Source organism: Arthrobacter sp. 4R501 (assembly GCF_002929755.1).
GTDB lineage: Bacteria > Actinomycetota > Actinomycetes > Actinomycetales > Micrococcaceae > Arthrobacter.
This window is the reverse complement of sequence record NZ_PJIW01000002.1, coordinates 210,890-234,951: the sequence shown is the minus strand read 5'-3', so window position 1 is coordinate 234,951 and position 24,062 is coordinate 210,890. Positions and strand designations below refer to the sequence as shown.

Genomic DNA, 24,062 nt, shown 5'->3' with positions numbered 1-24,062 from the left:
AAGGGAGTCGTCATGAAGCGACGTTCAGTAATGAAGTACGCGGCAGTCGCCGCGGCACTTTCCATGGGGCTCACCGCCTGCGGTGGCGGCAGCGGCAGCAGCGACGCCAAGGAATCCGGCATCGTCCGGGTAACTCTCGCAAACCACGTCTGGACCGAAGGCATCAAGGCCGCCATCCCGGAATTTGAGAAGTCCTCAGGGCTCAAGGTGGAACTGACCCAGCTCGGCGAAGACCAGCTCTCGGACCAGTACAACGTCAAGCTCAACGCAGGGAGCGACGAGATTGACGTGATGATGTACCGCCCGCTCCAGGAAGGCAAGGCGTTCGCGAAGAACGGCTACCTCGCGGACCTGACCAGCAAGGTCTCCTCGGATTCCGGCTGGGACTGGAAGGACTACCAGGAGGGCCCGGTCAAGGCCACCACCGCTGACGGCAAGGTTGTGGGCGTCCCCATCATCACCGAGCGCGAAGTCCTCTACTACCGCAAGGACCTGCTCAAGGCCGCCGGCCTTGAGGTCCCCAAGACCATGGAGGAGCTTGAGGCGGCCGCCAAGGCCATCAAGGAATCCAACGCGGACACCGCCGGCTTTGTGGCCCGCACCGGCAAGTCCGCCGCCGTCACCCAGTTCTCCAGCTTCCTGTACAGCTTCGGCGGCGACTTCACCGATTCCAGCGGCAAGTCCACCGTCAACTCGGACGCTGCCAAAGAGGCCTACGCGTACTACGGCGGCCTGATCAAGAACTACGGCCCCGCCAACGTCAGCACGGATATGAGCTGGCCCGAAGCGATGGCCATCTTCACCCAGGGCAAGGCCGCCTTCTACACCGAGGCGGACTCGCTCTACAAGAACGCCACCGATCCGGCCAAGTCCAAGGTGTCCGAGACTGTCGGGTTCGCCGCCCTGCCTGCCGGTCCCGCCGGTTCCAAGCCGTACAACATCCCGTCCTGGGGCCTGGCAGTGAACGAGGCTTCGGGCAACCAGGACAACGCCTGGAAGTTCATCCAGTGGGCCACCAGCAAGGAACGCACCCTGGCCGCACAGAAGGCCGGCGTCCCCGGACCCCGCGCCTCCGTCTGGGCTGACTCCGCGGGAACTTCCACGTACCCGAAGGACCTGGCCGAAGCCATTGCCGCCAGCGCCAAAAACGGTGTGGGGCACGACCGTCCCGAGGTAGTCACCGTTGGCAAGGCCCGCGAAATCGTGGGCGAGCCGATCGTTGCCAGCATCACCGGCGCTGACGCTTCCGCCGCAGCCGACTCGGCCCACGTGGCCTTCCAGAAGTTCCTGGACAGCGAAAAGAAGTAACGCACGCGGTGCACGGGGCCTCAGCCAATGAGGCCCGGTGCACCCAACAGCCCCGGCGGGACGGCAGTGACGCTGCCGTCCTGCCCCGGCCACTCTTCACCCCCCCAACTCCTTAGGCGAACCATGTCTGTAATGACTCCTCCCCGCAGCGCAGCCCGGAACGCACGCCGTGCTCCCGGTGCCCTCGAAAAATTCTCTGACTGGGCCAACCGGCACCGCAAATGGCTCTTCGCAGCCCCGGCGATGGCCTTCGTCGGCGTCCTGATCATCTTCCCGCTGGCCTGGACGCTGTACCTGAGCCTCACCGATTCGCAGGGCTCCGTCCGCGCAGCCACCGAGTTCATCGGCCTGGAAAACTACCTGACGGTCCTGTCCGACGTCGAACGCTTCTGGCCCGCTGTGGGCCGCACACTCACCTTCACCGGCATCGCCCTGGTCTGCGAAGTGGCGCTCGGCATGGGCATCGCCCTGCTGCTGTGGCGGCCCTTCCGCGGCGAGAAGTGGGTCCGCGTGGCCATCCTGCTGCCGCTCGTGGCAACCCCGGTAGCCGTCGGCATGATGTGGCGGCTGATCTTCGACCCCAACATCGGGTTCGCGAACCAGCTGCTCGCCGCTGTGGGCATCCCCGCCCAGCCCTGGCTCTCCGGCCAGGACACCGCGCTCGGCACCACCATCTTCATGGACGTGTGGCAGTGGACCCCCATGGTGGTCCTGATCCTGCTCGCCGGCCTGACCTCCCTCTCCGAGGAGCCCGACGAGGCGGCACGCATGGACGGAGCCAACGCGTTCCAGCGATTCTTCTTCATCACCCTGCCCCTGATGATGCCCACCGTGATTGTGGCCATCCTGCTCCGGGGCATCGACGCCCTGAAGACCTTCGACATCCTGTACGCCACCAAGGGCAAGGGCGGCGGGTCCTTCCACGAGGTGGAGACCCTGAACGTCTACGCCTACGGCCTGAGCTTCGACTACAACCAGTACGGGCTGTCCTCCGCGGTGCTGATCCTGTTCTTCATGATCATCATCGGCTCCATGTGGCTGCTGACCATGCGCAAGAAAGCGGTAAGCAAATGACCGTCCTGAACAAAAACACAGAAAACACCAAAACCCAAACGTCCGCCGGGCAGCCCCGGCAGCCCCTGCCGGTCCGACGCCCGAAGAAGCCCCTCGGCACCCGCGCCTACAAGGTCTTCCGCGTCGCGGCCCTGATCGCCGTGGTGCTGTTCCTGGTGGCACCGCTGTTCTGGATGCTGCTGGCCTCGCTGAAGACCAACGTTGACATCTACGACACCGCCAAATCGTTCATCTTCAGCCCCACGTTCGAGAACTACGCAAACGTGCTGCAGCGCAACAACTACTTCGTCTTCATCTTCAACAGCTTCTGGGTGGCCTTTGTCTCCACGGCCCTCTCGCTGGTGCTGGGCGTCCCGGCCGCGTACGCCATGAGCCGGTTCACCATGCACCGCTCGGCCCTGGTGGTCCTGATGGCCCGCGTCATCCCGGGCGTCTCCCTGCTGGTGCCCTGGTACTACGTGTTCTCCAACCTGAAAATGGTGGGCGGGTTCGAGGTGCTGATCCTCAGCCACATGTTCGTTGCCCTGCCGCTGATCGTGTACATCATGATGAGCTACTTCGATTCGCTCCCGCTGGAACTGGAGGAATCGGCGCAGGTGGACGGACTCACCCCCATCGGCGCGTTCCAGCGCATCACACTGCCGCTGTCCGTTGCCGGCATGGCCACTGCCGGCATCCTGTCCTTCATCTTCTCGTGGAACAACTTCATGTTCGCCCTGGTGCTCTCCGGGTCCAAGACCAAGACGCTTCCCGTGGCGATCTTCGACTTCGTCTCCTACGCGAGCATCGACTGGGGCGGACTCATGGCGGCCGCCACCGTGGTGACCATCCCCATCATGATCATTGCGCTCTTCACGCAGAAGTACATCGTCTCCGGCATGACCGCCGGAGCTACCAAGGGCTAGGTCCGGCATGACACTCATCAGCAGAATTGAAACCTTCCTCGTCGCGCCGCGGTGGCTGTTTGTCCGGATCGAGACCGAGAGCGGGATTGTCGGCTGGGGCGAGGCAACCTGCGAGGGGCGCAGCGAAACGGTCCGCACCGCCGTCGGGCAGCTCTCGGAGCTGCTGATCGGCAACGACGCCCTCCGGATCGAAGACCACTGGCAGGTCATGACCAAAGGTTCCTTCTACCGCGGCGGACCCATCCTGGCCAGTGCCGTCTCCGGGCTGGACCAGGCCCTCTGGGACATCGCGGGCAAGCACTTCAACACCCCCGTGCACCAGCTCCTGGGCGGCCACGTCCGCGACAGGATCCGGATGTACGGCTGGGTGGGCGGGGACGAACCCAACGAGGTGGCGGACCAGATCAGCGCCCAGCTGGAAGTGGGCCTGACCGCCGTCAAGATGAATGCCAGCGGCCGGATGAGCCCCGTCGCCTCGGTGGCGGAGATCGACGGCGTCGTCCGCCGTGTTGCCGCGGCCCGCGAGGTGCTGGGGGACCACCGCGACGTCGCGGTGGACTTCCACGGCCGCTTCAGCCTCGCCAACGCCCGCCGGGTGGCGCCGCTGCTGGAACCGTACCGGCCGTTCTTCCTCGAGGAACCCGTCGTCCCGGAGAACACGCACCTGCTGCGCGAATTCACCTCGTCAACCACGACGCCGGTTTCCACCGGTGAGCGGCTCTACAGCCGGCAGGAATTCCTGCCCGCCCTGCAGGCCGGCATCGCCGTGGCCCAGCCGGACCTTTCGCACGCCGGCGGCATCACCGAGGTCCGCAAGATCGCCTCGTTGGCGGAGATCTACGACGTCCAGCTGGCCCCGCACTGCCCGCTGGGGCCACTGGCCCTGGCGGCGTGCTTGCAGGTGGGCTTCGCGACGCCCAACTTCCTGATCCAGGAACAGAGCATCGGCATCCACTACAACAAGGGCGCCGAAGTCCTGGACTACGTGGTGGACAAGTCCCCGCTGAAGTTCGTGGACGGCCACATTGAACGGCTGACCGGTCCCGGCCTCGGCATTGAAATCGACGAGGCCGTGGTCCGCGCGGCGGACAAGCGCGGCCATGCCTGGCGCGGGCCGGTCTGGCGCCACTCGGACGGATCCTTTGCAGAATGGTAAACAACATGACTGACAGCACTGACGTTTCTGACAGCACGAACATCACGCCCGAAAGCTTGCTGGCCGGAATCCGGGAGTCGCGGCTCGTGGGAATCGTGCGCGGCACCGACGGGCCGGCCGCGGCGCAGGCCGCCCTCGCCGCGATGGCGGAAGGGTTCCGTTTCGTCGAGATCGCCCTGACCACGCCGGGGGCGCTGGATGCCATACGCGAGGTCCGTGCCGCCGCACCGGCGGGCTGCTACGTCGGCGGCGGAACCGTCCTGACGGTGCAGGACGTGGACAACGTCGCCGAGGCCGGCGGCCAGTTCATGGTCACGCCGTCCCTGGCCGCATCCATCCAGGAATCGGCGCGGCGGGGAATCCCGGTGCTGGCCGGTGCCCTGACGCCCAGCGAGGCGTACGAAGCGATGAACCGCGGGGCCACAGCCATCAAGCTGTTCCCCGCCTCCATCGGCGGCCCCGGCTACCTCAAGGCGCTGCGCGATCCCTTCCCCGGGATCCCGTTCATCGCCGTCGGCGGCGTGGGCATTGACGAAGCGGCGGGCTACTGGGAAGCCGGCGCGGTCGCCGTCGGACTTGGCGGACCGCTGTTCGGCGATGCCGGCTCCGGCGGTGACCTGGCCCCGATGCGCGGGCGTGCCCGCGCGTTTGTGGACCTGGCGGACTCCTTTGCCCGCCGGACGGCCGCGGCGACCGTAGCGACCGCCGCAGCAACCGCCGCCGCGGGCGTGCGGTGAGCGCCGTCGTCGACCTTCTCACGTTCGGCGAATCCATGGTGTCGCTACGGTCCGCCGGTCCGCTGTCCGCAGGCGGCAGCCTGGCGATGCACGTGGCCGGCGCCGAATCGAACGTCGCCGTGGGCGTGGCCCGGCTGGGGCACAGCGTGAAGTGGGCAGGTGCAGTTGGCGCCGATCCGCACGGCGAATACATCCTGCGGCAGCTCCGCTCCGAAGGCATTGGGACGCAGTGCCGGGTGGATCCGTCCCGCAGCACGGGCGTGATGTTCCTCGAACAGCGGACCGCGGACGTCACCCGGGCCTTCTACTACCGCGCCGGTTCTGCGGGTTCCACCGTCAGCAGGGACGACGTGGACAGCGCCCTCGCTGCCGGCCCGCGCGTGCTGCACCTGACCGGCATCACCCCCGCCCTCAGCCCGGAAGCCCGGAAGGCGTTTGAATACGCCGCCGAGCGCGCCGCGGCCGACGGTGTGGTGGTCTCCCTCGACGTCAACTACCGCAGCCGGCTCTGGTCCCGGGACGAGGCGCGCGTCGTCCTGGGCCCCATCGCGCGGCACGCCAGCATCCTGATAGCGTCCGACGACGAACTGGACCTGGTGGCCTCCGCCGCCTCGAGCGGCTCCGATTCCCCAAGGAACGACGACGCCGAAACCGCGCTCGCTGCCTCGTTGCTGGAGCAGGGGGTCGGGGAAGTTGTGGTCAAGCGGGGTGCCGCCGGCGCCGGCGTCCACACCGCCGCCGGACGGTTCGAGGCGCCCGCCATCTCAGTGACAAGCATCGATACCGTGGGCGCGGGGGATGCCTTCACCGCCGGTTACCTCTCTGCCCTGCTCGACGGCGAGGACGTCGCCGGCCGCCTGCAACGCGGCGCCGTTATGGGGGCTTTCGCCGTCAGCACGGCCGGCGACTGGGAGGGCCTGCCCAGCCGGGCCGAGCTCGCCATGCTGGGCGCCACCGCCAGCGGAACCACCCAGCGGTAGCGGCGGTGGTTGAGACTGCTCCCGGTGGTTGAGCCTGTCGAAACCCGGCGTCTGGGCTTGCATTCCCTAGCTTCCATTCCTTGGGCGCCGGGCAGGCAGGTACTGACAGTGCCTGCCGCCCGGGACCGCGGGCGCTTACCGTAGGGGTATGGGAGACGTGCGCGCGGACATAAAGGAGTTTCTAAGTTCCAGGCGGGCGCGGATTTCGCCCGAGGAAGCCGGGTTGCCTGCGTACGGCGGGAACCGGCGGGTCGCTGGCCTGAGGCGTGAGGAAGTGGCGATGCTAGCCGGTGTGTCCGTGGACTACTACGTGCGCCTGGAACGCGGCAACCTCGCCGGGGCGTCCGAAAGCGTGCTGGATGCCCTCGCACGCACGCTGAAGCTGGACGAAGCCGAGCGGGAGCATCTTTTTGACCTCGCCCGCGCCGCCGGGCCGGCTCGCAGGAGCCGCAGCAAGCCGTCCGGTACTGTCCGGCCTGAAGTCCAGCAGGTGCTCGATGCAATGGCTGACGCGCCGGCGTGGGTCCGCAACGGCCGCCACGACATCCTGGCGGCAAACCGGATGGGGCGGGCCCTTTACTCACCTGTGTTCAAAAGCGCGCACCGGCCCGTGAACACCACCCGGTTTACGTACCTTGACCCGGCGGCCCGGGAGTTCTGGCGAGATTATGATCAGATCGCCAACGATGCCGCGGCGATGCTCCGGCTTGAAGCAGGCCGCCACCCGCACGACCCCGACCTGATCCGGCTCGTTGGCGAGCTGTCGACGCAGAGCGAGCTGTTCAGGGACCGGTGGGCTTCCCGGGACGTGGTCTTCCACCGCAGCGGGCTTAAGCGGCTGCACCACCCGGTGGTGGGTGACCTGGATTTGAACTACCAGTCCATGGAGCTGCCCAGCGAGCCGGGCCTGGTGCTGAACGTGTACACCGCGCCCGCCGGTTCCCCGACGGCTGACGCCTTGCAGCTCTTGGCCTCCTGGGCTGCCACGCACGACGAGGCCTCTGCCGAACCGGCACCAACTGCAAAGCACCCGCAGTAACGCCGCGCTGCGGCCCAACTGCGGGTGCCCTGTCGTTTCCTACTTCGTCGAGGGGTATTCGTCGGCTGTGAGCTTGGTGCCCCAGACCGTTTCGGGATTCGCGCTGTCCTCGGGCGCTTCCCACAGGGCGAGATGGCACATGAAGTTGCTTTCCGTCGCACCGTGCCAATGCCACTCGTCCGCGGGCGTGTAGACGGTATCGCCGGGCTGCAGCTCAATCAGCTCTTCCCCCGCGACTGCACGTACCCCATGCCTTCCGTGACGTGCAGGGTCTGCCCGACGGCATGCTTGTGCCAGGCGGTGTGTGCACCAGGGGTGAAGCGCACCAGATTCAGCCGGGCGCGGGAGGGTTGCTGGCCGACTGGTCCAGTTCGGTGCGCTGCGCGATAGCTACGGCGGCAAATGCGTTGAAGGCGTCACTGCCGAGAACCAGCAGGGACGGCGGGTTCGGGCTTGCGGCAACCGCCAGGATGGCTTCCGCCGCCTTGGCAGGGTCGCCCGGCTGCGTGCCGTGCATGGTGTCGTTCTCCTTACGGCGTTTCCCGGCTGTCTCCGCGTAATCCTCAATTGGCGTCGCTGACTGGGTCAGTGAGCGGCCAGCGAAGTCGGTGCGGAACGCCCGGGCTCGATGTCGGTGACGTTAATCCCGAGGGGCCGCAGTTCCTTGCGGAGGGAGCCGGACAGGCCCTCCAGGGCTGCCTTGCTGGCGGAGTAGTATCCGGATCCGGCCGGTGCGATGCGCGCCCCGATGGAGGAGATGTTCCAGGATGGACCCGGCCCTGTTGGCGCGCATTCCGGGGAGGACTGCTTTGATCATGCTGACGGCGCCGAAAAAGTTGGTGTCGAACAATTGCCGGATGTCGGCGTCGTCCGCTTCTTCAACCGCGCACGGTAACCGTAGCCGGCGTGTTGACCAGCACGTCGATGCCGCCGAAGCGCGCCCTGCTCTGTTCGACAACCGGGCCGATCTCGGCGGTCTTGGTGACGTCGAGCGGAAGGGCCAGGGCCGTGTCCGGGTAGGTGGCCGCGATGTCTTCGACCGTGGTGACGTCGCGGGCGGTGACGACGGCGTGTGGCCGTTGGCGAGCACGGCGTGGGCAAGTGCGCGGCCGAGTCCGGTGGAGCAGCCTGTGATGAGCCAGGTAGTCATGGTGCGTTTCCTCTCGGGAGTGGCGCTACGGACGGACCAGGACCTTCAGGGCCTCGCGGGAATCCATGGCGCGGTAGCCATCGGGTACGTCGTTCAGGCTGATGGTGCGGTCGAACACCTTGCCTGGGTTCACGGTGCCGTCCAGGACGCCGGGCAGCAGCGTCTCAATGTAGGCGCGGACGGGGGCGGGGCCGCCGGTGAGTGTGATGTTGGGGCCGAACATGGAGCCGAAACCGATCGGAGCGTCCTCGTACTGCGGCACGCCTACGCGGCTGATGACGCCGCCCGGGCGGATCACGCCGAGGGCCTGGTCGTACGCCGGCCGGTGCCCCACGCACTCAAGGACGGTGTGCGTTCCGTCGCCGCCGCTGAGCTCGCGCACCTTCTCGATGCCGGCCTCACCGCGTTCGGCGACGACGTCGGTGGCGCCGTATTCGAGGCCCAGATCGGTGCGGGCCTTGTGCCGGCCCATCAGGATGATCTGCTCGGCACCGAGCTGCTTGGCGGACAGCACCGCCATCAGCCCGACGGCGCCGTCACCGATGACCGTGACAGTGGTCCGGGCGTTGACGCCTGCCTTGATGGCGGCGTGGTAGCCGGTGCCGTAGACGTCGGAGAGGGTCAGCAGCGACGGCAGCAGCTCGCTGTCCTCACCCACAGGGGCCTTGACCAGGGTGCCGTCGGCGAACGGGACACGGATGGCCTCGGCCTGGGCGCCGCCGATTCCGTTCGAGGCCCAGAATCCGCCGTGGCGGCAGGACGTCTGCAGGCCTTCACGGCAGAAGACGCAGGTACCGTCGGACCAGGCGAACGGGGCGATGACGAAGTCCCCTTTCTTCAGGGTGGACACGTCCTTGCCTGTTTCCTCCACGACGCCGATGAACTCGTGGCCCATGGGGCTGCCCTGCCTGGACGAAGGCATGCCGTGGTAGGGGTGCAGGTCGGAGCCGCAGATACAGGAATTGACGATCCGCACGATCGCGTCGGTCGGATTCTGGATGACGGGATCGGGCACGTTCTCCACGCGCACGTCACCGGCGCCATACATGATGGTTGCTCGCATTTTCGTTTCCTCATCACTTCGTCAGGGGCCGGAGCCCGGGTGTTCCTTCACTAGCCAACCGCACATTCCGCCTGTGTGGGAGTGGCTGTTGATACAGGTACCCGCAGTGCCCCCCACCTCAGAGGTGCAGCTCAAACTCCGTGTGCCCGTGCCGGATCCCGTTGATCTGCAGCTCCAGGGCGTGGACCCCGGGGTGGTGCACCCGGGTGGTCATCTGCCGGAAGGCATGACGCTTCGACAGTGTGCGGGTCTCACCGGCGGGGAGGGTGAGCGCCGCGATCTTGAAGACCTTGGCCGATTGCGTGCCGTTGGCTTTGACGTAATGGACCACGTAGTCCACCGCGAGCCGCGCATCGTACTTCCCGGTGTTGGCGATCGCGAAGTCGAAAGCCAGTTCACCCGGTATGGCCACCGAGTTCCGGTCCAGCCGGGGCCCCGTGACAGCCACCGACGCCGGCGTGAACCCCTGCAGCGCGAGCGCACCGGGGTGGGCCTTCTTGATCAGGGTCCGCAGGCCATGCCTGACCACCCATGCGGTGTTGGCGTCCGGGGCGGCCAGCCAGCGAGCCGCCGTTGCCACCACCAGAGCGGGCGCGTGCCGCGCCACGTCGTTGAGGTGGTTCGCCACCGAGCGCCGCACGTACTCCGAAGGGTCCCGGTACAGGGCGTCCAGAATCGGGAGGGACGCCTCCGGATGAAGGACGACGGCGGGTACCCGTACCGCCCAGGGGAGGTACGGCCGGGTCCCCTCGCTGGCCAGCCGCCTGACATGCTCGTCCGGATGCCCCGTCCAGCCCTGGATGATCTCGAAGGAATGCTCCAGGTCCGCGGCCAGCAGCCGGCGGATGGCGAACTCGCCGGTGAGCCTCGGGGTCAGTTCGGCCAGGAGGGCCAGGCAGTCGTCAAAGTCAGGAGCGGCGCCAGATTCGAGGGCCAGCGTGACGGCCGTTTCGGATACCGGCCAGAGGATCCAACCTGTGAAACCGGCGCCGGAAAGTGCGCTCCGGAAGATGCGCGCCGCCGTCGGATATCCCGGATCCGGAAGCTGCCGCACGTCTGCCAGCAGAGCGCTGCTCACCGCATCCGTCCGGCCGCGCAGGCTCAACTCGTCCAACTGTGCGGCGGCAGCGCCGACGTGCGGCCAGTCCGATCCTGGAGCGGCCTCAACCAGAATCCGGCCCAGTGTTTCCACGCCCTGCCGGTTGATCAGCTCATTCATCACGCCCATTCAGTCAGGCTACCCCGGCAGGCTGACATGCCCGGCGGCAGGGCAAACCATGCGCAGAGAAGGGCCAACATCGCCCAGAAGGGATAATCTTCACCCTAAGCACTCTTCAACGGCGCACGGACGGAAACACAGTGGCAGAACAGGCAGGCAAGACCAGTTTTTGGCGGACCTTCCATAACAAGTTCGTGGTGGAGGAGCGCTTCATGGAACCGGCCGCGCGGAAGGCTCTGTACCGGACGGCTGTGGTGCTCATCGGCGTCGGCGCGCTGCTGTTCCTCGCCACCCTCGTGGGCGTTCTGCAGAGCAACACCGGCCCCTTGGGTCCCGACGAGTCCATCCGCGACTGGCTGCTCTCGCTCCGGTCCGAGACCCTCACTGCCGTGATGATCTTCCTCGCGGTGATCTTCGGCCCTGTTGCCCTGCCCATCATCGTGCTGGTGGTGACGGTGGCCTGGGGGTTCGCGGCCAGGCACGCGTGGCGGCCCATCCTGCTCGCTGCCGCGATGCTCACCGGCGTCGTGACATCGCAGATCATCCTGGCGATCGTCCAGCGCTCGCGGCCACCGGTGGAACTGATGCTGTTCGGCGCCGACCACACGTACTCGTTTCCGTCCGGCCATGTGCTGGGTGCCTGTGACTTCCTGCTGGTGACCACCTTCCTGGTGTTCTCGCGGCGGAAAAACAGGAGGACGGCCGTCATCGGCTTCGTTGGCGCGGGCATCGGCGTTGTTCTAGCTGCGCTGAGCCGCCTGTACCTCGGCTACCACTGGCTCAGCGATGCCATGGCCTCGGTCTCCCTCTCGCTGCTGATCCTCGGCGCCGTCATCGCCCTGGATACGTGGCGGACCGCCCGGGTCCCCGGCGAACGGATCACCGGCGAGCTCTCCAAAGCGGACGCGCCGGGGGATTAGCCGCGATGGCAACCGAGGACGATGTGCGGCGGATGTGCCTGGCGCTGCCCGGTGTCACCGAACGCAGCAGCTGGGACCAGCCCGCGTGGTTCGCGAAGGCCCTGATGGCGCGCATTTGGGAGGACGGCGTGCTGACGGTGAAGACCCCCGAGCGGGAAGCCCTGGCTGGCACGGAACCCGAAACGTATTTCTGGACTCCGCACCATGAGCGATCGCCGCAGCTGGTGCTGGTCCGGCTGGCCCGCATCGGCACCGACGAACTCGAAGAACTGCTGGAGGATTCCTACCGGCTGGCGGGAGGTCTGGGGTCCGGACCAGCCGCAGGACACTAGAGCCCGGGGAGTGACCGCGCACGCTTGAGGGCACGGTGCAGCCTGGCGTTGGCGGCCTCAAGTTCCAGGACTTTTGCGATGCCGGCCAGGTTGAGTCCTTGCGCCAGCAGTTCCCCGATGTGCAGGAGTACGGCGATATCGGCATCACTGTACTGGCGGGTACCACCTGAGGTTCGGGCGGGCGTGAGCAGGCCCCGTGTCTCGTAGAGCCGGATGTTCTGCTGGCCTGTGCCTGTTAGCTGGGCCGCCACGGAGATGGCATACAGTGCCCGTCCTGCCGTGGGCAGCGGTTCACTCCATGAAGTGGACCCGGTCATGTCAGCTCCAAATTTCCTCCAAAGTGCCTTGCTTCAGTTTCCCACGAGTGCTATAAAAAATCTATATCCAACACCATAGATATGCGGGTGGTGGGTATGCGATCAAAAATCAACAACTTCACGCTGAAGGAGTGGGAAATGATGTTAATGCGTACGGACCCGTTCCGTGAGCTGGACAGGCTCACCCAGCAGGTCTTTGGAACCGCGGCCCGGCCGGCGGCGATGCCCATGGATGCCTGGCAGGAAGACGGCGATTTCGTGGTCGCGTTCGACCTCCCGGGCGTCAAGGTGGACTCCGTGGACCTGAACGTCGAGCGCAATGTCCTGACGGTCCGGGCGGAGCGCATTGATCCGACCCAGCCCAACGTTGAGCTGGTGGCCTCCGAACGCCCACGCGGTGTGTTCAGCCGCCAACTGATCCTCGGCGACACCCTGGACACGGACCACATCAAGGCCAGCTACGACCAGGGCGTCCTGACCCTGCGGATCCCGGTGTCGGAGCAGGCCAAGCCGCGCAAGATCGAGATCGAAACAAAGAGCCAGCTGCACGAGATCGGGGGCTAGCCGTTCCCCGGGGCGCGGGCAGCCTGTTGCCCGCGCCCCGGGGCCGTGCCGACGAGAATCTTTCCGAGAAGCCGCCATGACCACCCAGCCGGACTACTATGACGTGCTGCGGGTGAGGCCCTCCGCCAGCCAGCAGGAGATCTCCCGTGCCTATCGGGCGCTCATGCGCACCCATCATCCGGATCTCGACGGCCGTGCAACAGTTGGCCGCGACCTGTCGCGTGCCGAGCTGCTGCAGATCATGCAGGCCTTCTCCGTCCTGCGTGACCCGGCGCGGCGCGCAGCCTATGACCGGAGCGGCACCGGCATCAACGCGCAGGGTGCGGGTCCGGTCGTCATCCCCGTCAGAAAAGTCAATCGCCGGGACGAGCAGGCTGGCAACACCATCAGAATTACGCCCGTGCGCTGGGAAAGCGGTCCGTGGACGTAGGCACGAAAGACGACAGCCATCAACCGCGAGGAGGCGGACAACAATGACCGAGTGGCGCCGCTACGATTCCCACCTGATCCCCGCGTTCCACGAACGCTTCGAACAACGCTGGGGCAAGGGCACCGCGCCGTTCCTGAACCCTGAAGCGCACGAAGAGCCGTTGCCCCGGGCCCAATGGATCAATCCCGTCACCGGCGCGGCCCTGGCAGTGGTGCCGGTGTGGACCGCAGAAGACGAACAGCAGCGGTCCTTCGGGGTGTTCTACCTTCCGCCCGCCGGCGACATCTGGGTGCTCCGGCCCGGATACACAGGCTACCTGGAGCCGGCCGACGGCGACACGGAGCAACTCATCACGCTCCGGAACGATGCCTACCGGAAGGCTGTTGCCCACGCCAAGGAATTTCTGTTCGGCTCACAATGAGTCGGCCGGCCCAGGCATTCCCGGCTTAGGAAATCCTGGGCCGGGGAAACCATGCCCGGGGAAACCATGCCCCGGGAAACCGGGCGATCCGGCCGCGTCCGTGCCGCTGCCCAGCAGGCTGCGGGTGAGGGTTTCGGCGTCAGCCATAAGATCCTCCACGGCGGCCGCCAGGTGCGAATCGGACACCGGCGCGTCATCCAGCGCCGCAGCCACCACCGCCCGCCGGACCAGTTCACGGGCGAAGGAGGCGGTGGTTCCCGCCGTCCGTTCCGCGGCGGCATCCAGTGCAGCCGGGCTGAACGCCACCAGGCGGCCGTACAGTTCCAGCAGCCTGACCCGCTCGGCATGGGCCGGCAGCGGGATCTCCACCGCGAGGTCCACCCGGCCCGGGCGCTGCGCCAGCGCCCGCTCCAGCATGTCCGGCCGGTTGGTGGTGAGGACGAACGCGACGTCGGCGTCGTTATCCAAGCCGTCCATGGCGTCCAGCACCTCAAAGAGGAGCGGCTGCGGCCCGTGCCCGAAACTCCGGTCCTCGGCAATAAGATCGCAATCCTCCAGCACTACGATCGAGGGCTGCAGCGCCCGGGCCATGCGGGCCGCCTCGGAGATCCTGGCGAGCGATCCGCCCGAGAGGAGGATCGCCGTCGAGCCTTCACTTTGGCTCAGCAGGTGGCGCACGGTGTGCGTCTTGCCGGTCCCCGGGCGGCCGTAGAGCAGGATGCCCCGTTTGAGATGCTGGCCGTGCTGTTTGAGGGACGCCCGGTGCGTGGCGATGCCCACGGTGTGGTCCGCGACCTTCTGCAGCAGGCCGTGGGGCATGATGACGTCCGACGCCGGGAGGCTGGGACGGTGGTGGAACGTCACCCCCGCGGTGCTCGGCCCATACTCGGACATGACCAGGGAGATGACCTGTCCCTTGAGGACGCTGTTGTTGTCCATCCGGAGGCGGAACTCGGCCAGGAATCCGTTGGCTGTTTCCGGTCGGGCGGCCAGCAGTTCCAAGGTGGCGGACTGGCGCCCGGTATGCGGGGCCGCGTCGCGCTGCAACACGGCCAGCTTGTGCCCTGCGCGGCTGAAGAGCCAGAGCCCAATGGCCACCGCCTGGCGCTGCTGGCCAGGTCCCACGGCAAGGTTCGTGTACTCGGGCTGGGAGAGCGGAAACTGGGGAAACAGCTGCGACTGCTGCACCATGTCGCTGAGCGACTGGTGGTGCCGCTGCCCGCCGCCGCCGATGCCCACCAGCCGGCTGCCCGGATCCTGACCGGCAAACTCCGCCATCAGGATGTCCGCATCCACAAACCGGTGCGGCGGGATGTTCTCCACCACCACGGAGAGGCCTTCAGCCGGCTCACCCAGGTGCTCCGTCAGCGCCTCAAGCAGCTGCTTGCCCGCCTGCTGCCGGTGGTTTCCGGCCTGCGCCAGCTGGACCAGCTCGGAAAAATCGTCGATGAACTTCCCCAGTTTTTCATCCATGCACCGACCCTAGCAGCGGCGCTCGTCAGCAGCCCGGGCATGTGACATTCTGGGATGTACGCGTTCCACGCTTCCTCCTTCCTAAAGGGCCGATTCGATGCACATTTCCGCCAAGGACCTGGCCGCCCTCATCCCTGCGGACTTCACCCTGGGAGTGGCCACCGCGGCCTTCCAGATCGAAGGCGCGCTCACCGAGGACGGCAGGGGCCCGGCGGGCTGGGACGTGTTTTCGGCCAAGGAAGGTGCCATCGTGGACGGCCACAGCCCCGCCGTTGCCTGCGATCACTATCACCGGATGCCCTACGACGTTGCCCTCATGAGGCAGCTGGGCGTCGACTCGTACCGGTTCTCACTGTCCTGGCCCCGGATCCAGCCCAACGGCAGCGGGCCGGTGAACCCGGCCGGGCTGGCCTTCTACGACCGGCTCCTGGACGAGCTCCTGGCCAACGGGATTTCGCCCATGGTCACGCTCTATCACTGGGACACCCCGCTGGCACTGGACGACGCCGGCGGCTGGCTGAATCGCGATACCGCCTACCGGTTGGGGGAGTTCGCCGCGATCGCCGCTGCTGCTTACGGCGACCGCGTTGCCCGCTGGGTCACTATCAACGAGCCCGCCACGGTCAGCACCAACGGCTACACCATGGGCCTGCACTCACCGGGCGAAGCGCTCATGCTCAACGCACTGCCCACCGTGCACCACCAACTGCTGGGCCACGGGCTCGCTATGCAGGCGCTGCGGGCGGCCGGGGTCCCCGGCGAGATCGGGATGACCAACGTGTATTCGCCCATGGTCCCGAACTCGATCAACCCCCTGGACAGGATGAGTGCGGGCCTGATGGACATCGCACAGAACCGGCTGTACGCGGACCCCGTCCTCACTGGCCAATATCCGGACATCATCCGCGCCGCGAAGTTCTTCGGCTCCTTTGACCATCCGGACGAGGACATGGAGATCATCTCCCAGCCGCTGGATTTCTACGGCCTGAACTACTACATGCCAACCAAGGTAGCCGTGGGCCCCGGTGACGGGGCGGTGCCGGCCACCATGGCGGAGGCTATGGGCAGCGACCTGAGTGCGGCCGGCAACGGTGCCACACCGTTCCACGTGGAGCCTTGGCCTGAGGCGGATATCACCGCCTACGGCTGGCCGGTGAAACCCGAGTACATCGGGGTGGCACTGAAGGAGATGGCGGAGCGGTACCCGCATCTTCCGCCGGTGATCATCACCGAGGGCGGGGCCAGTTTTGAGGACATCATCGTCCGGGACAAGTCCACGAACACCACGTTCATCCCGGACGAGCGGCGGCTGAAATACCTGTCGGACCACATCGAGGCCGCGCTGAAGGCCACGGCTCCCGGCGGTGAAGCCGAGGGCATTGACCTGCGCGGCTACTATGTGTGGTCGCTGCTGGACAACTTCGAATGGTCGGCAGGCTACAACCAGCCCTTCGGGTTGCTCCATGTTGATTTTGAGACCCTGGAGCGCACGCCGAAGGCGTCCTACTTCTGGCTCCAGGAGCTCATCGAGGAGCGGAACCTTGCCGCAGCGGCGAGTGCCGCCGTCGCGCAGGCCGCCAGTGAGGAACCGGATACCGCCGCTGATCCCGAAACGGCGGTACCTCCCGACGACGGCGTGACCACCTCGGGCGCCACCGCCTAGCCTCGTGGGGATATGTTGCTCGGACTTGGGCACGTTCACCGGAACCTAGCCGGAGTGGTGTGCGTCCTCCGGGTCCTCGGGTGAGTCATCGCGCCGTTCCTTCACCAGCTTGCTGGCACTCACCAGCCGCAGCGCGGTCACCAGCAGGATCCCGCCAAGCATGTTGAAGACCACTACATAGGAAAACCAGCCGAGCCATTCAAGATAATTGATGTCAGCACCCGTGTGGATGGCACCGAAGATCAGCAGCGAGTCCAGGATCGAGTGGAAGAGCTGCAGCCCGTAGAGCAGGAAAGCGCCAACGACGGCGGCCGCGATCTTGCCGGTGACGCTGTCCGTCCCGTGCTGCATGCGGGTCATCAACGTGATGGTGCTCCCCGCCAACACGGCAAGACACACGGTCTTCCAGTTAAACCCGGCGTCCAGATAGTAGTTGGCTTCCTTCGTGATGGTCTCGCTCCACTGCGGGAACGCTGTCATGATCAATGCCATAAACAGCCAACCGCCCACCAGGTTGGCAATGAGTGTGCCTCCCCAGAGCTTCCCGAGCTGCGCGTAGCTTGCCTCCCGTGCGACGACAGCGGCAATGGGTACCAGGAAGCCTTCCGTGAACAGTTCGCTCTTGGCCAGCAGGAGGGCGATGAGTCCTGCGCTGAAGGCCAGTCCCGCGAGAAGGTGGTTCCCGGTCTCATAGAGAACGGCGAGGTAGGCCATGATGCCAACGCCTATTTCAAAGCCGCCGAACAAGCCGGTGATGAGCACGTCCCGAAAGGAGCGGTTCAGCCGCTGCGCGCCTTCCTCAACCGTGCGGTCGAAGGATTCCTCCACCTCCTCCTCAACCGGGCCTGGATTGTCGCCAAGTTCCCGCCGCCGCGCATCGCCGTCGGTGTCGCTCATGCGTGTCGCCTATCCGCCTGTGTGGTGATTGATCTAGAGGAGGTCCAGGAGCTTAAGCTGTTTGGCCATCCCCGCGCCGTCCGGCGAATAGATCCAGGGCACCACCGACGTGGTGTGGTCGCCGTCCTCGGAGTGCCCGCCGGCGAAGACGGACTCGCTGACGGAGAGCTGCCGGATGGCGATGGCGGCCACCTTGTCGGCGTTTTCCTGGGCGAAGCCTGAGTAGATCTGTTCGTCGTGCTGGCCGTTGTCGCCGATCAGGAGCCACCGCATGTCCGGGAATTCTTTGGCGAGGCGCTCCAGGTTGCGGTGCTTGTGCTCCTGCCCGCTGCGGAACCAGCGGTCCTGGGTCAGGCCCCAGTCCGTGAGCAGGAGGGCGCCGGATGGATACATGTTCCGGCCCAGGAACCGCGCCAGGGTGGGGGCAGCATTCCACGGACCCGTGGACAGGTAGATGACGGGAGCGTCCGGGTGTTCAATGGTGAGCCTCTCCAGCAGGACCGCCATCCCCGGCGTCGCCATCCGGGCCCGTTCGCTTAGGACAAACGTGTTCCACAGGGCCAGGAACGGCCTAGGCAGGGCGGTGACCATCACGGTGTCGTCGATGTCGGACACGATGCCGAACTTCGCATCGGCATCGATCACCTGGATCAGCGTCTCCACGGGTTCGGTCCCGTCAGCCCGCAGGATGGCCGTGTGCCAGCCCGGCGGGAGCTGCACGTCCACCACGGTGTCGATCAGGCCGCCACGGTCCGCCCGGACTCGGGTGGTGACGCCGCCGATGGTAATTTCCACCTCGATGAACTGCAGGGGGACGCTGGTGAAGGCCCGCCAGCCGCGGACGTTTTGTGTGCCGTTGCGGGCAGCCTGCTCGGCCCGGCTGCCCGGGGCCGGATTCTTGGTTAACAGGACGCGGCCGAGCACGCGTACCCAGCCGGTCGAACCATAGCCCTGGTACGCGATGGTCTGCGGCGCAAAATTCCAGCCCTTGGCGAGCTGGATGCGGACGGCGTTGACGACGGCGGAGATCCGGTGCGCCAGGCGTAAAAGCTGGGTGCCGGACAGCGGTGCGGGGTGCGGAGTGTTCTGCTGTGAATTCTGAGGAGCCCTGTCCATGTCTCCACTCTGCCACAGCGCAACCGCGCGCCGGGCACCCTGGCGGTCCCGCCGTCGTGCGTGACGTCAGCCTCCACCAAGGAGCCAGCGGAGGGTGTCGGCGTTCCGCACGGCGTTCCCGCCGCCGTCGTTGTTGAAATAGGCATAAACGTCCTTGCCGGTCGCCGACCATTCGCGGATCCGGTCAGCCCACCACTGCAGATCGGTATCGGAGTAGGAACCGCCGTACAAGTGATGATGGTCAGGCCCGTGGAGCCGGATGTAGACGAAGGGTGCCGTGGCGCGGAGGATGCACGGCAGTTGGGCGCCGCTCATGATGCAGTAGGCGGCCTGGTGCCGTTCCAGCAAGGCGTAGACGTCCGGATGGTCCCAGCTGGGGTGCCGGAACTCCACGGTCACCCGGATCCACCACGGGACCGCGGCGAGGAAATGATCCAGCCGGGCATCATCGCGCTGCAGCTGCGGTGGCAGTTGGACCAGCAGGACAGCGCGTTTGTCTCCCAGTTCGTGCCAGCAGCGGGCGATGCGCTCCAGCCAGACTTCGGGTCCGTAGAGTTTCTTGCCGTGGGTCAGGCCGCGCGGAGCTTTGACGGACATCACGAACCCGTCCGGGAGCCGGCGCCGCCAGCTGGCGAAGGACGTGTCCCGGGGCCACCGGTAAAAGCTGGCGTTCAACTCAACAGTGCCAAACCGGGAAACGTAGTGCTGGAGCCTGTCCCGGGCCGGGAGGCCTGGCGGGTAGAGCACGTTCTCCCAGTGGTCATAGCTCCAGCCGGAGGTGCCTATATGGACAGCCACAGTCAGCTGACCCGCAGGGGAGAAGGGTGAACCATGATGCCTCCGGTGTTCGTGGACCGGCCGTCAACTCAGGCTACACCGCTGTGCTTTGCCACTATCATCCACGGTTGTTTTCTCCGGCAGGGCCCATCCGTGTGGCAGTGTATGGGAATGGCGCGCATTGAAGATTATGCAGTTGTTGGCGACCTCCACACCGGCGCCCTGGTCAGCACCGAGGGCTCCATCGACTGGCTTTGCCTGCCGCGCTTCGACTCGCCGGCATGTTTCAACGCGCTCCTGGATACGCCCGAGGCCGGACGCTGGCTACTGGCACCCGAGAGCGGCGGTACCTGCACCAGGCGCGGCTACCGGGAGGGGACCCTGATCCTGGAAACAGAATGGGAAACCCCCGAGGGTACCGTCAGGGTTATTGACTTCATGCCGCCACGTGACGAGGTGGCGGACATCGTGCGGATCGTCGAGGGCGTGGGCGGAAGCGTCAGGATGCACGGTGAACTGGCGCTGAGGTTCGACTACGGGCATATCGTTCCCTGGGTGCGGCGCGACAAGCACGGCCTGCATGCCATCGCCGGCCCGGACTCCGTCTACTTCGTTACTAAGGCGCCGCTTCACGGCGAGGACATGCATTCCGTCAGTGACTTCACGGTCCAGGCAGGGGAGCGCATCCCCTTTGTCCTGACGTGGGCCCCCAGCCACGTTCCCCGCCCGCACACGGTGGACGCTGAGGTAGTGCTGGGCACCACCCTGGCCTTTTGGCGCGGCTGGGCATCCCAGTGCACCGTGCAAGGAAAGTACCAGGATGCCGTGGTCCGTTCGCTGGTGACCCTGAAGGCGCTGACCTACGCTCCCACGGGCGGCATCGTCGCAGCGGTCACCACGTCCCTGCCGGAACAGCTGGGCGGTCCCCGCAACTGGGATTACCGCTTCTGCTGGCTGCGGGACGCGACCATGACGCTGCAGGCGCTCCTGGCCGCTGGCTACACCACCGAGGCTGCCGCCTGGCGTGACTGGCTGCTCCGCGCTGTGGCGGGCGATCCGGCCGACCTGCAGATCATGTACGGAATCCACGGCGAACGCAGGCTTCCGGAAATGGAGCTGCCGTGGCTTGCCGGGTACGAGAATTCAAAACCGGTACGGACCGGCAACGGCGCCGCCGAGCAGCTTCAGCTGGACGTTTGGGGCGAGGTCCTGGACTGCCTGGCGCTGACCAGGAACTCCCTGCTGAAACATACGGACGAGTCCTGGGACGTTCAAGTGGCCCTGATGCAGCACCTGGAGACCATCTGGGACCAGCCGGACAACGGACTCTGGGAGATGCGCGGGCCGCGGCGCCATTTCACGCACTCCAAGGTGATGGCCTGGGTAGCTGCAGACCGGATGGTTAAGGGCGTCCGCGATTTCGGCCTGCCCGGCCCCGCGGAACGCTGGGGGGCCCTTCGCGACACCATCCACCGGGACGTCATGGCCAACGGCTTCGACCCCGTCCGCAACACTTTTGTGCAGGCGTATGGCCGGCCCGAACTGGATGCCAGCCTGCTGCTGATCCCGCGGGTGGGCTTCCTGCCCCCGGATGATCCCCGGGTGCTGGGGACCATCGACGCGATCCAGCGGGAGCTGACCGAAGACGGTTTTGTGCTGCGCTACCGTCCCGCCGACAGCGACGACGGCCTCCCGGGGGACGAAGGGGTGTTCCTGGCCTGCTCCTTCTGGTTGGTGGAGGCACTGCTGGGTGCGGGGCGCACCGAGGAGTCCACCGAACTCTTCGAACGGCTGCTGGAACTCCGCAACGATGTGGGTCTGCTCAGCGAGGAGTGGGGCGTCAGGGCGGGGCGGCAGCTGGGCAATACACCCCAGGCCTTCAGCCACTTCGCGCTTGTGACAAGCGCTCTTGAGCTGCATCAGGATACAGTTCGCCGAAGTGACACACCTATTCCCCCGGAGACCGAAAGGGTAGGGCAATGAGGGCCTGAGGGGTCCGCCCGCTCTTCACCTCCGCGGGATAGGTAAGTATACTTACTACACTCGCGGAGCGCTCCTATTAAGGCACAGCGCCGCGACTGAACGAGGGGTGGTTGTAATGGCCGGACATTTTGAGCTGGTGGATGCGCCTGACGGCGGCTATCGCGTGCGGATGTTGGATGGTTCAGGAAGCCTGATGGCTATCTCGGTGACTTTCCCAACGAAGCGCGCCGCGGTGGCCGGCATTGCGATGGCCCGCGAGATTGCCGGCACCGGCCTGATCAGGGACTTCAGCAGCAACGGTGCCGGAGCCGTCATCCGGGACCGGGTTGGTCCCGTGTCCTCCCCGAAAGACAATGCGGCTGCCCGCGCCAAGAAGATGTCCGGGGCCGCCCGCGTTGTAGCCGGGTGATCACCCAAAGCCACGCCTTGGTCCGCGGGCGGCGGTTCGGCGTCCTTTTTGACGTTGATGGAACCTTGGTGGACTCCGCCTACATCCACACGCTCGCGTGGTGGCAGGCGTTCCGCCAGCACCAATATGACGTCCCCATGGCCGCCATCCACCGGTGCGTCGGGATGGGTGGCGACCGTTTGGTGGACACGCTTCTTCCTGCTGGCCGGGACCGCGAGGCCGACGCCGAAATCCTGGCCAGCCATGCGGCAGTCTTCGCGCAGAGCTGGCCGTCGCTGCGTCCGTTCGACGGCGCCAAGGAGCTGCTTGCGCAGTGCCACGCCGGGGGACTCGCCGTCGCCCTGGCATCATCGGCGCGAACGCAGGATCTGACGGCCACCCGCAAAGCCCTCGGTGCGGATGCGTTCATCCATGCCGCCACCAGCGCCGACGATGCGAAGGCAAGCAAGCCGGCTCCGGACATCCTCGTGGCCGCGCTTGAAGCTGTTGGTGTGGCCGCGGCCGGGGCAGTCTATGTGGGGGATGCGGTGTGGGACATGCAAGCTGCTGCCGCGCTGGGAATCCCTGCCATCGGCGTCACGTGCGGCGGGACCAGCGCCGCCGAACTCCGCGAGGCAGGCGCGGCCGAGGTCTACAACGGCCCCCGGGACCTCCTGGACAACCTGCAGGCCAGCGCCATCGGCAGGCTGCTGACGCTGGAATCGAACCCCGCCGGCGGCCGGTTGGAGGGCTAAAGGGGGAGCAGGGCTGAGAGGTCAGCGCGCAGGCCGGAGGCGGACACCTTGTGCGCCGCGACAGCGTCCGCCCAGCTCAACTGGCCGGTCACCATTCCCAGCCAGGTGGCGGCGTCGCACTCGATCACGTTGGGCGGGGTTCCGCGGGTGTGCCGCGGCCCCTCCACGCACTGGGTGACGCCGAACGGCGGCACCCGCACTTCCACCGAGTTCCCCGGTGCCCGCGCGGTCACCTCCTCCAGCGTGTACCGCACGGCCGTGGCCGTGACGTTGCGGGGGAGCGGAACGTCCGACGGCGATGCGGCGGCTTCCTGCCACGCGGCCAGTGCCGCTGTGCCTTCTTCAATGCCGATCCGACGGCGTGCTACAGCCATCAGTCCAGGAGCGCGGACACGGCCGGGCCCAGGCGGATCTTGCCCACCTCGTGGCTGCCGCCCATCACCGGGGCCACCACTTTTTCGAGGACGCTGGAGACGCCGGGGATATCCACGGCGCCAACCGCGGCGAGGAGGGTCAGGCCCACCAGGGACGTGGCACGCAGATTCCCGTCCAGTATCTTGATGGCCACCGAGACACCCTGGGGTGTGGCCATAGCCAGGACGCCCTCGGCGCCGATCTTGGCGATGATGCCCAGTTCGTCCATCACGATGGTGTTGGCCTCGCCGCGGCCCTGGACGGCCCAGGGGTAGTCGAGCATGGACGTGGCGATGGTGGCGGCGCGGGCGTTGGAATTCTTGTCGCCAGGCGCCTTGGCCAGCATCGAGAACGCTCGCGCCAACCCGGTCAGCGAAATGGCGGCCACCGGGGCCCCGCACCCGTCAATGCCCAGGTGGGCGATCCTTTCGCCGCTGTATTCCTCGATCACGCTTCGGACACGCTGCTGCAGCGGATGGTTCGGTTCGAGGTAGCTGTGGGTGTCCCAGCCGTTTTCAGTGCAGGCCCACAGGAAAGCGGCGTGCTTGCCGGAGCAGTTGAAGGCCAGCTTCGATTTGCCCTTTTCGGACCGGACCAGCCAGTTGCGGGCCGTCTCGTCCTGCGGCCAGGCGGCGGGGCACTGGAGCTGGTCCTCCCGGACGCCGGCGGCCTTGAGCATTCCCTCCACCACGTCCATGTGGTCCAGGGAGCCCACGTGGCTGCCGCAGGCGAGGGCCACCTGAGCGCCGCGCAGCGGAACTCCGGACTGCATGGCCGCAAGGGCCTGCAGCGGTTTAAGCGCGGACCGTGCGTACAGGGGAGTCCGGATGTCGCCGAGCTCTGTGACGACGGACCCGTCGCCGGACAGTACGACGGCTGAGCCGATGTGCCGGGACTCCACAAAACCGGTTCGTTCAATAACGGCGAGTTCGACGGCGGAGTCCACGGTGAATGTGGCATGCGGGTTGTGCGGCATGTTGC

At 66.6% G+C, this 24,062-nt stretch carries 28 protein-coding genes; 16 read left to right on the top strand and 12 right to left on the bottom strand.

Annotated features, from left to right (window positions below; translation table 11 throughout):
* Positions 1 to 12 precede the first annotated feature (12 nt).
* The 7 genes from CXR02_RS02595 (at position 13) to CXR02_RS02565 (ending at position 7,199) form a co-directional block, all read left to right on the top strand.
* Entirely contained in the window at positions 13 to 1,308 is a 1,296-nt protein-coding gene (locus CXR02_RS02595; RefSeq protein ID WP_104060567.1) for an ABC transporter substrate-binding protein, read from the top strand.
* Between the two features lie 132 nt (positions 1,309 to 1,440).
* On the top strand, positions 1,441 to 2,382 hold the full coding sequence (locus CXR02_RS02590) for a carbohydrate ABC transporter permease (RefSeq protein WP_181037102.1): 942 nt from the start codon (positions 1,441 to 1,443) through the stop codon (positions 2,380 to 2,382).
* Entirely contained in the window at positions 2,379 to 3,287 is a 909-nt protein-coding gene (locus CXR02_RS02585) for a carbohydrate ABC transporter permease (RefSeq protein WP_104060566.1), read from the top strand. The genes CXR02_RS02590 and CXR02_RS02585 overlap by 4 nt, the downstream gene beginning before the upstream one ends.
* 7 nt (positions 3,288 to 3,294) lie before the next feature.
* Complete coding sequence (dgoD, locus tag CXR02_RS02580) at positions 3,295 to 4,443, top strand: galactonate dehydratase (RefSeq protein ID WP_104060565.1); 1,149 nt, start codon at positions 3,295 to 3,297, stop codon at positions 4,441 to 4,443.
* A gap of 5 nt (positions 4,444 to 4,448) precedes the next feature.
* The gene (locus tag CXR02_RS02575; RefSeq protein WP_258060683.1) at positions 4,449 to 5,180 is read left to right on the top strand and encodes a bifunctional 4-hydroxy-2-oxoglutarate aldolase/2-dehydro-3-deoxy-phosphogluconate aldolase; all 732 of its coding nucleotides are present in this window, start codon (positions 4,449 to 4,451) and stop codon (positions 5,178 to 5,180) included.
* Positions 5,177 to 6,160, top strand: coding sequence for a sugar kinase (locus tag CXR02_RS02570; RefSeq protein ID WP_258060682.1), 984 nt, complete (start codon positions 5,177 to 5,179; stop codon positions 6,158 to 6,160). Before CXR02_RS02575 ends, CXR02_RS02570 begins: the two co-directional genes overlap by 4 nt.
* 148 nt (positions 6,161 to 6,308) lie before the next feature.
* The gene (locus tag CXR02_RS02565; protein WP_104060563.1) at positions 6,309 to 7,199 is read left to right on the top strand and encodes a helix-turn-helix transcriptional regulator; all 891 of its coding nucleotides are present in this window, start codon (positions 6,309 to 6,311) and stop codon (positions 7,197 to 7,199) included.
* A gap of 331 nt (positions 7,200 to 7,530) precedes the next feature.
* On the opposite strand, the gene CXR02_RS23145 is transcribed toward CXR02_RS02565, so the two are convergent.
* The 5 genes from CXR02_RS23145 to CXR02_RS02550 form a co-directional block, all read right to left on the bottom strand.
* Positions 7,531 to 7,716 carry a hypothetical protein gene (locus tag CXR02_RS23145; protein WP_308470657.1) on the bottom strand — a complete coding sequence of 62 codons (186 nt, stop codon included), beginning with the start codon at positions 7,714 to 7,716 and terminating at the stop codon, positions 7,531 to 7,533.
* A 68-nt stretch (positions 7,717 to 7,784) separates the two neighbouring features.
* Entirely contained in the window at positions 7,785 to 7,937 is a 153-nt protein-coding gene (locus CXR02_RS23140; RefSeq protein ID WP_308470659.1) for an SDR family NAD(P)-dependent oxidoreductase, read from the bottom strand.
* A gap of 140 nt (positions 7,938 to 8,077) precedes the next feature.
* Positions 8,078 to 8,326, bottom strand: a complete 249-nt coding sequence (locus tag CXR02_RS23135) for an SDR family oxidoreductase (RefSeq protein ID WP_308470658.1) — start codon at positions 8,324 to 8,326, stop codon at positions 8,078 to 8,080.
* 48 nt (positions 8,327 to 8,374) lie between these two features.
* A complete protein-coding gene (locus CXR02_RS02555; protein WP_104060562.1) occupies positions 8,375 to 9,412 on the bottom strand; it encodes a zinc-dependent alcohol dehydrogenase family protein in 1,038 nt (345 codons plus the stop codon).
* A gap of 118 nt (positions 9,413 to 9,530) precedes the next feature.
* The gene (locus tag CXR02_RS02550) at positions 9,531 to 10,640 is read right to left on the bottom strand and encodes a DNA alkylation repair protein (RefSeq protein ID WP_104060561.1); all 1,110 of its coding nucleotides are present in this window, start codon (positions 10,638 to 10,640) and stop codon (positions 9,531 to 9,533) included.
* 131 nt (positions 10,641 to 10,771) lie between these two features.
* Between CXR02_RS02550 and CXR02_RS02545 the strand changes: the two genes are divergently transcribed.
* Together CXR02_RS02545 and CXR02_RS02540 are read left to right on the top strand one after the other, a co-directional pair.
* Positions 10,772 to 11,551, top strand: coding sequence for a phosphatase PAP2 family protein (locus CXR02_RS02545; protein ID WP_258060681.1), 780 nt, complete (start codon positions 10,772 to 10,774; stop codon positions 11,549 to 11,551).
* 5 nt (positions 11,552 to 11,556) lie between these two features.
* A complete protein-coding gene (locus tag CXR02_RS02540) occupies positions 11,557 to 11,883 on the top strand; it encodes an MmcQ/YjbR family DNA-binding protein (RefSeq protein WP_104060560.1) in 327 nt (108 codons plus the stop codon).
* Here the strand turns inward: CXR02_RS02540 and CXR02_RS02535 are convergent.
* A complete protein-coding gene (locus CXR02_RS02535; protein WP_104060559.1) occupies positions 11,880 to 12,200 on the bottom strand; it encodes a MerR family transcriptional regulator in 321 nt (106 codons plus the stop codon). The two genes, CXR02_RS02540 and CXR02_RS02535, sit on opposite strands and share 4 nt — an antisense overlap.
* Before the next feature lie 141 nt (positions 12,201 to 12,341).
* Here CXR02_RS02535 and CXR02_RS02530 point away from each other — a divergent pair, with 141 nt between their 5' ends.
* The 3 genes from CXR02_RS02530 (at position 12,342) to CXR02_RS02520 (ending at position 13,615) form a co-directional block, all read left to right on the top strand.
* On the top strand, positions 12,342 to 12,764 hold the full coding sequence (locus tag CXR02_RS02530) for an Hsp20/alpha crystallin family protein (protein WP_104060651.1): 423 nt from the start codon (positions 12,342 to 12,344) through the stop codon (positions 12,762 to 12,764).
* A 76-nt stretch (positions 12,765 to 12,840) separates the two neighbouring features.
* Positions 12,841 to 13,194, top strand: a complete 354-nt coding sequence (locus CXR02_RS02525; RefSeq protein WP_104060558.1) for a J domain-containing protein — start codon at positions 12,841 to 12,843, stop codon at positions 13,192 to 13,194.
* A 43-nt stretch (positions 13,195 to 13,237) separates the two neighbouring features.
* Positions 13,238 to 13,615: a hypothetical protein gene (locus CXR02_RS02520; RefSeq protein WP_104060557.1), complete on the top strand. Its 378-nt coding sequence runs from the start codon at positions 13,238 to 13,240 to the stop codon at positions 13,613 to 13,615.
* On the opposite strand, the gene CXR02_RS02515 is transcribed toward CXR02_RS02520, so the two are convergent.
* Complete coding sequence (locus CXR02_RS02515; protein WP_104060556.1) at positions 13,607 to 15,088, bottom strand: ATP-binding protein; 1,482 nt, start codon at positions 15,086 to 15,088, stop codon at positions 13,607 to 13,609. The genes CXR02_RS02520 and CXR02_RS02515 overlap by 9 nt on opposite strands.
* Positions 15,089 to 15,185: 97 nt before the next feature.
* Between CXR02_RS02515 and CXR02_RS02510 the strand changes: the two genes are divergently transcribed.
* On the top strand, positions 15,186 to 16,751 hold the full coding sequence (locus tag CXR02_RS02510) for a glycoside hydrolase family 1 protein (RefSeq protein WP_104060555.1): 1,566 nt from the start codon (positions 15,186 to 15,188) through the stop codon (positions 16,749 to 16,751).
* A gap of 45 nt (positions 16,752 to 16,796) precedes the next feature.
* Here CXR02_RS02510 and CXR02_RS02505 read toward each other — a convergent pair whose 3' ends face one another.
* The 3 genes from CXR02_RS02505 to CXR02_RS02495 all read right to left on the bottom strand — a co-directional run bounded on the left by CXR02_RS02505 (position 16,797) and on the right by CXR02_RS02495 (position 19,562).
* Positions 16,797 to 17,648 carry a formate/nitrite transporter family protein gene (locus CXR02_RS02505; protein WP_104060554.1) on the bottom strand — a complete coding sequence of 284 codons (852 nt, stop codon included), beginning with the start codon at positions 17,646 to 17,648 and terminating at the stop codon, positions 16,797 to 16,799.
* Between the two features lie 33 nt (positions 17,649 to 17,681).
* Entirely contained in the window at positions 17,682 to 18,764 is a 1,083-nt protein-coding gene (locus CXR02_RS02500; RefSeq protein WP_104060553.1) for an App1 family protein, read from the bottom strand.
* Positions 18,765 to 18,830: 66 nt separating this feature from the next.
* Complete coding sequence (locus CXR02_RS02495) at positions 18,831 to 19,562, bottom strand: DUF72 domain-containing protein (protein ID WP_104060552.1); 732 nt, start codon at positions 19,560 to 19,562, stop codon at positions 18,831 to 18,833.
* A 150-nt stretch (positions 19,563 to 19,712) separates the two neighbouring features.
* On the opposite strand from CXR02_RS02495, the gene CXR02_RS02490 reads away from it, so the two are divergent.
* The 3 genes from CXR02_RS02490 to CXR02_RS02480 all read left to right on the top strand — a co-directional run bounded on the left by CXR02_RS02490 (position 19,713) and on the right by CXR02_RS02480 (position 22,667).
* Positions 19,713 to 21,524: a glycoside hydrolase family 15 protein gene (locus CXR02_RS02490; RefSeq protein ID WP_104060650.1), complete on the top strand. Its 1,812-nt coding sequence runs from the start codon at positions 19,713 to 19,715 to the stop codon at positions 21,522 to 21,524.
* Between the two features lie 115 nt (positions 21,525 to 21,639).
* Positions 21,640 to 21,933 (top strand): hypothetical protein, encoded by a 294-nt coding sequence (locus CXR02_RS02485; protein ID WP_104060551.1) that lies wholly within the window; start codon positions 21,640 to 21,642, stop codon positions 21,931 to 21,933.
* Complete coding sequence (locus tag CXR02_RS02480) at positions 21,930 to 22,667, top strand: HAD family hydrolase (RefSeq protein WP_258060679.1); 738 nt, start codon at positions 21,930 to 21,932, stop codon at positions 22,665 to 22,667. The genes CXR02_RS02485 and CXR02_RS02480 overlap by 4 nt, the downstream gene beginning before the upstream one ends.
* On the opposite strand, the gene CXR02_RS02475 is transcribed toward CXR02_RS02480, so the two are convergent.
* Both CXR02_RS02475 and CXR02_RS02470 read right to left on the bottom strand, forming a co-directional pair.
* Complete coding sequence (locus CXR02_RS02475) at positions 22,664 to 23,041, bottom strand: sterol carrier family protein (RefSeq protein ID WP_104060550.1); 378 nt, start codon at positions 23,039 to 23,041, stop codon at positions 22,664 to 22,666. The genes CXR02_RS02480 and CXR02_RS02475 overlap by 4 nt on opposite strands.
* Positions 23,041 to 24,057, bottom strand: coding sequence for an asparaginase (locus CXR02_RS02470; RefSeq protein WP_104060549.1), 1,017 nt, complete (start codon positions 24,055 to 24,057; stop codon positions 23,041 to 23,043). Before CXR02_RS02470 ends, CXR02_RS02475 begins: the two co-directional genes overlap by 1 nt.
* Positions 24,058 to 24,062: the final 5 nt, after the last annotated feature.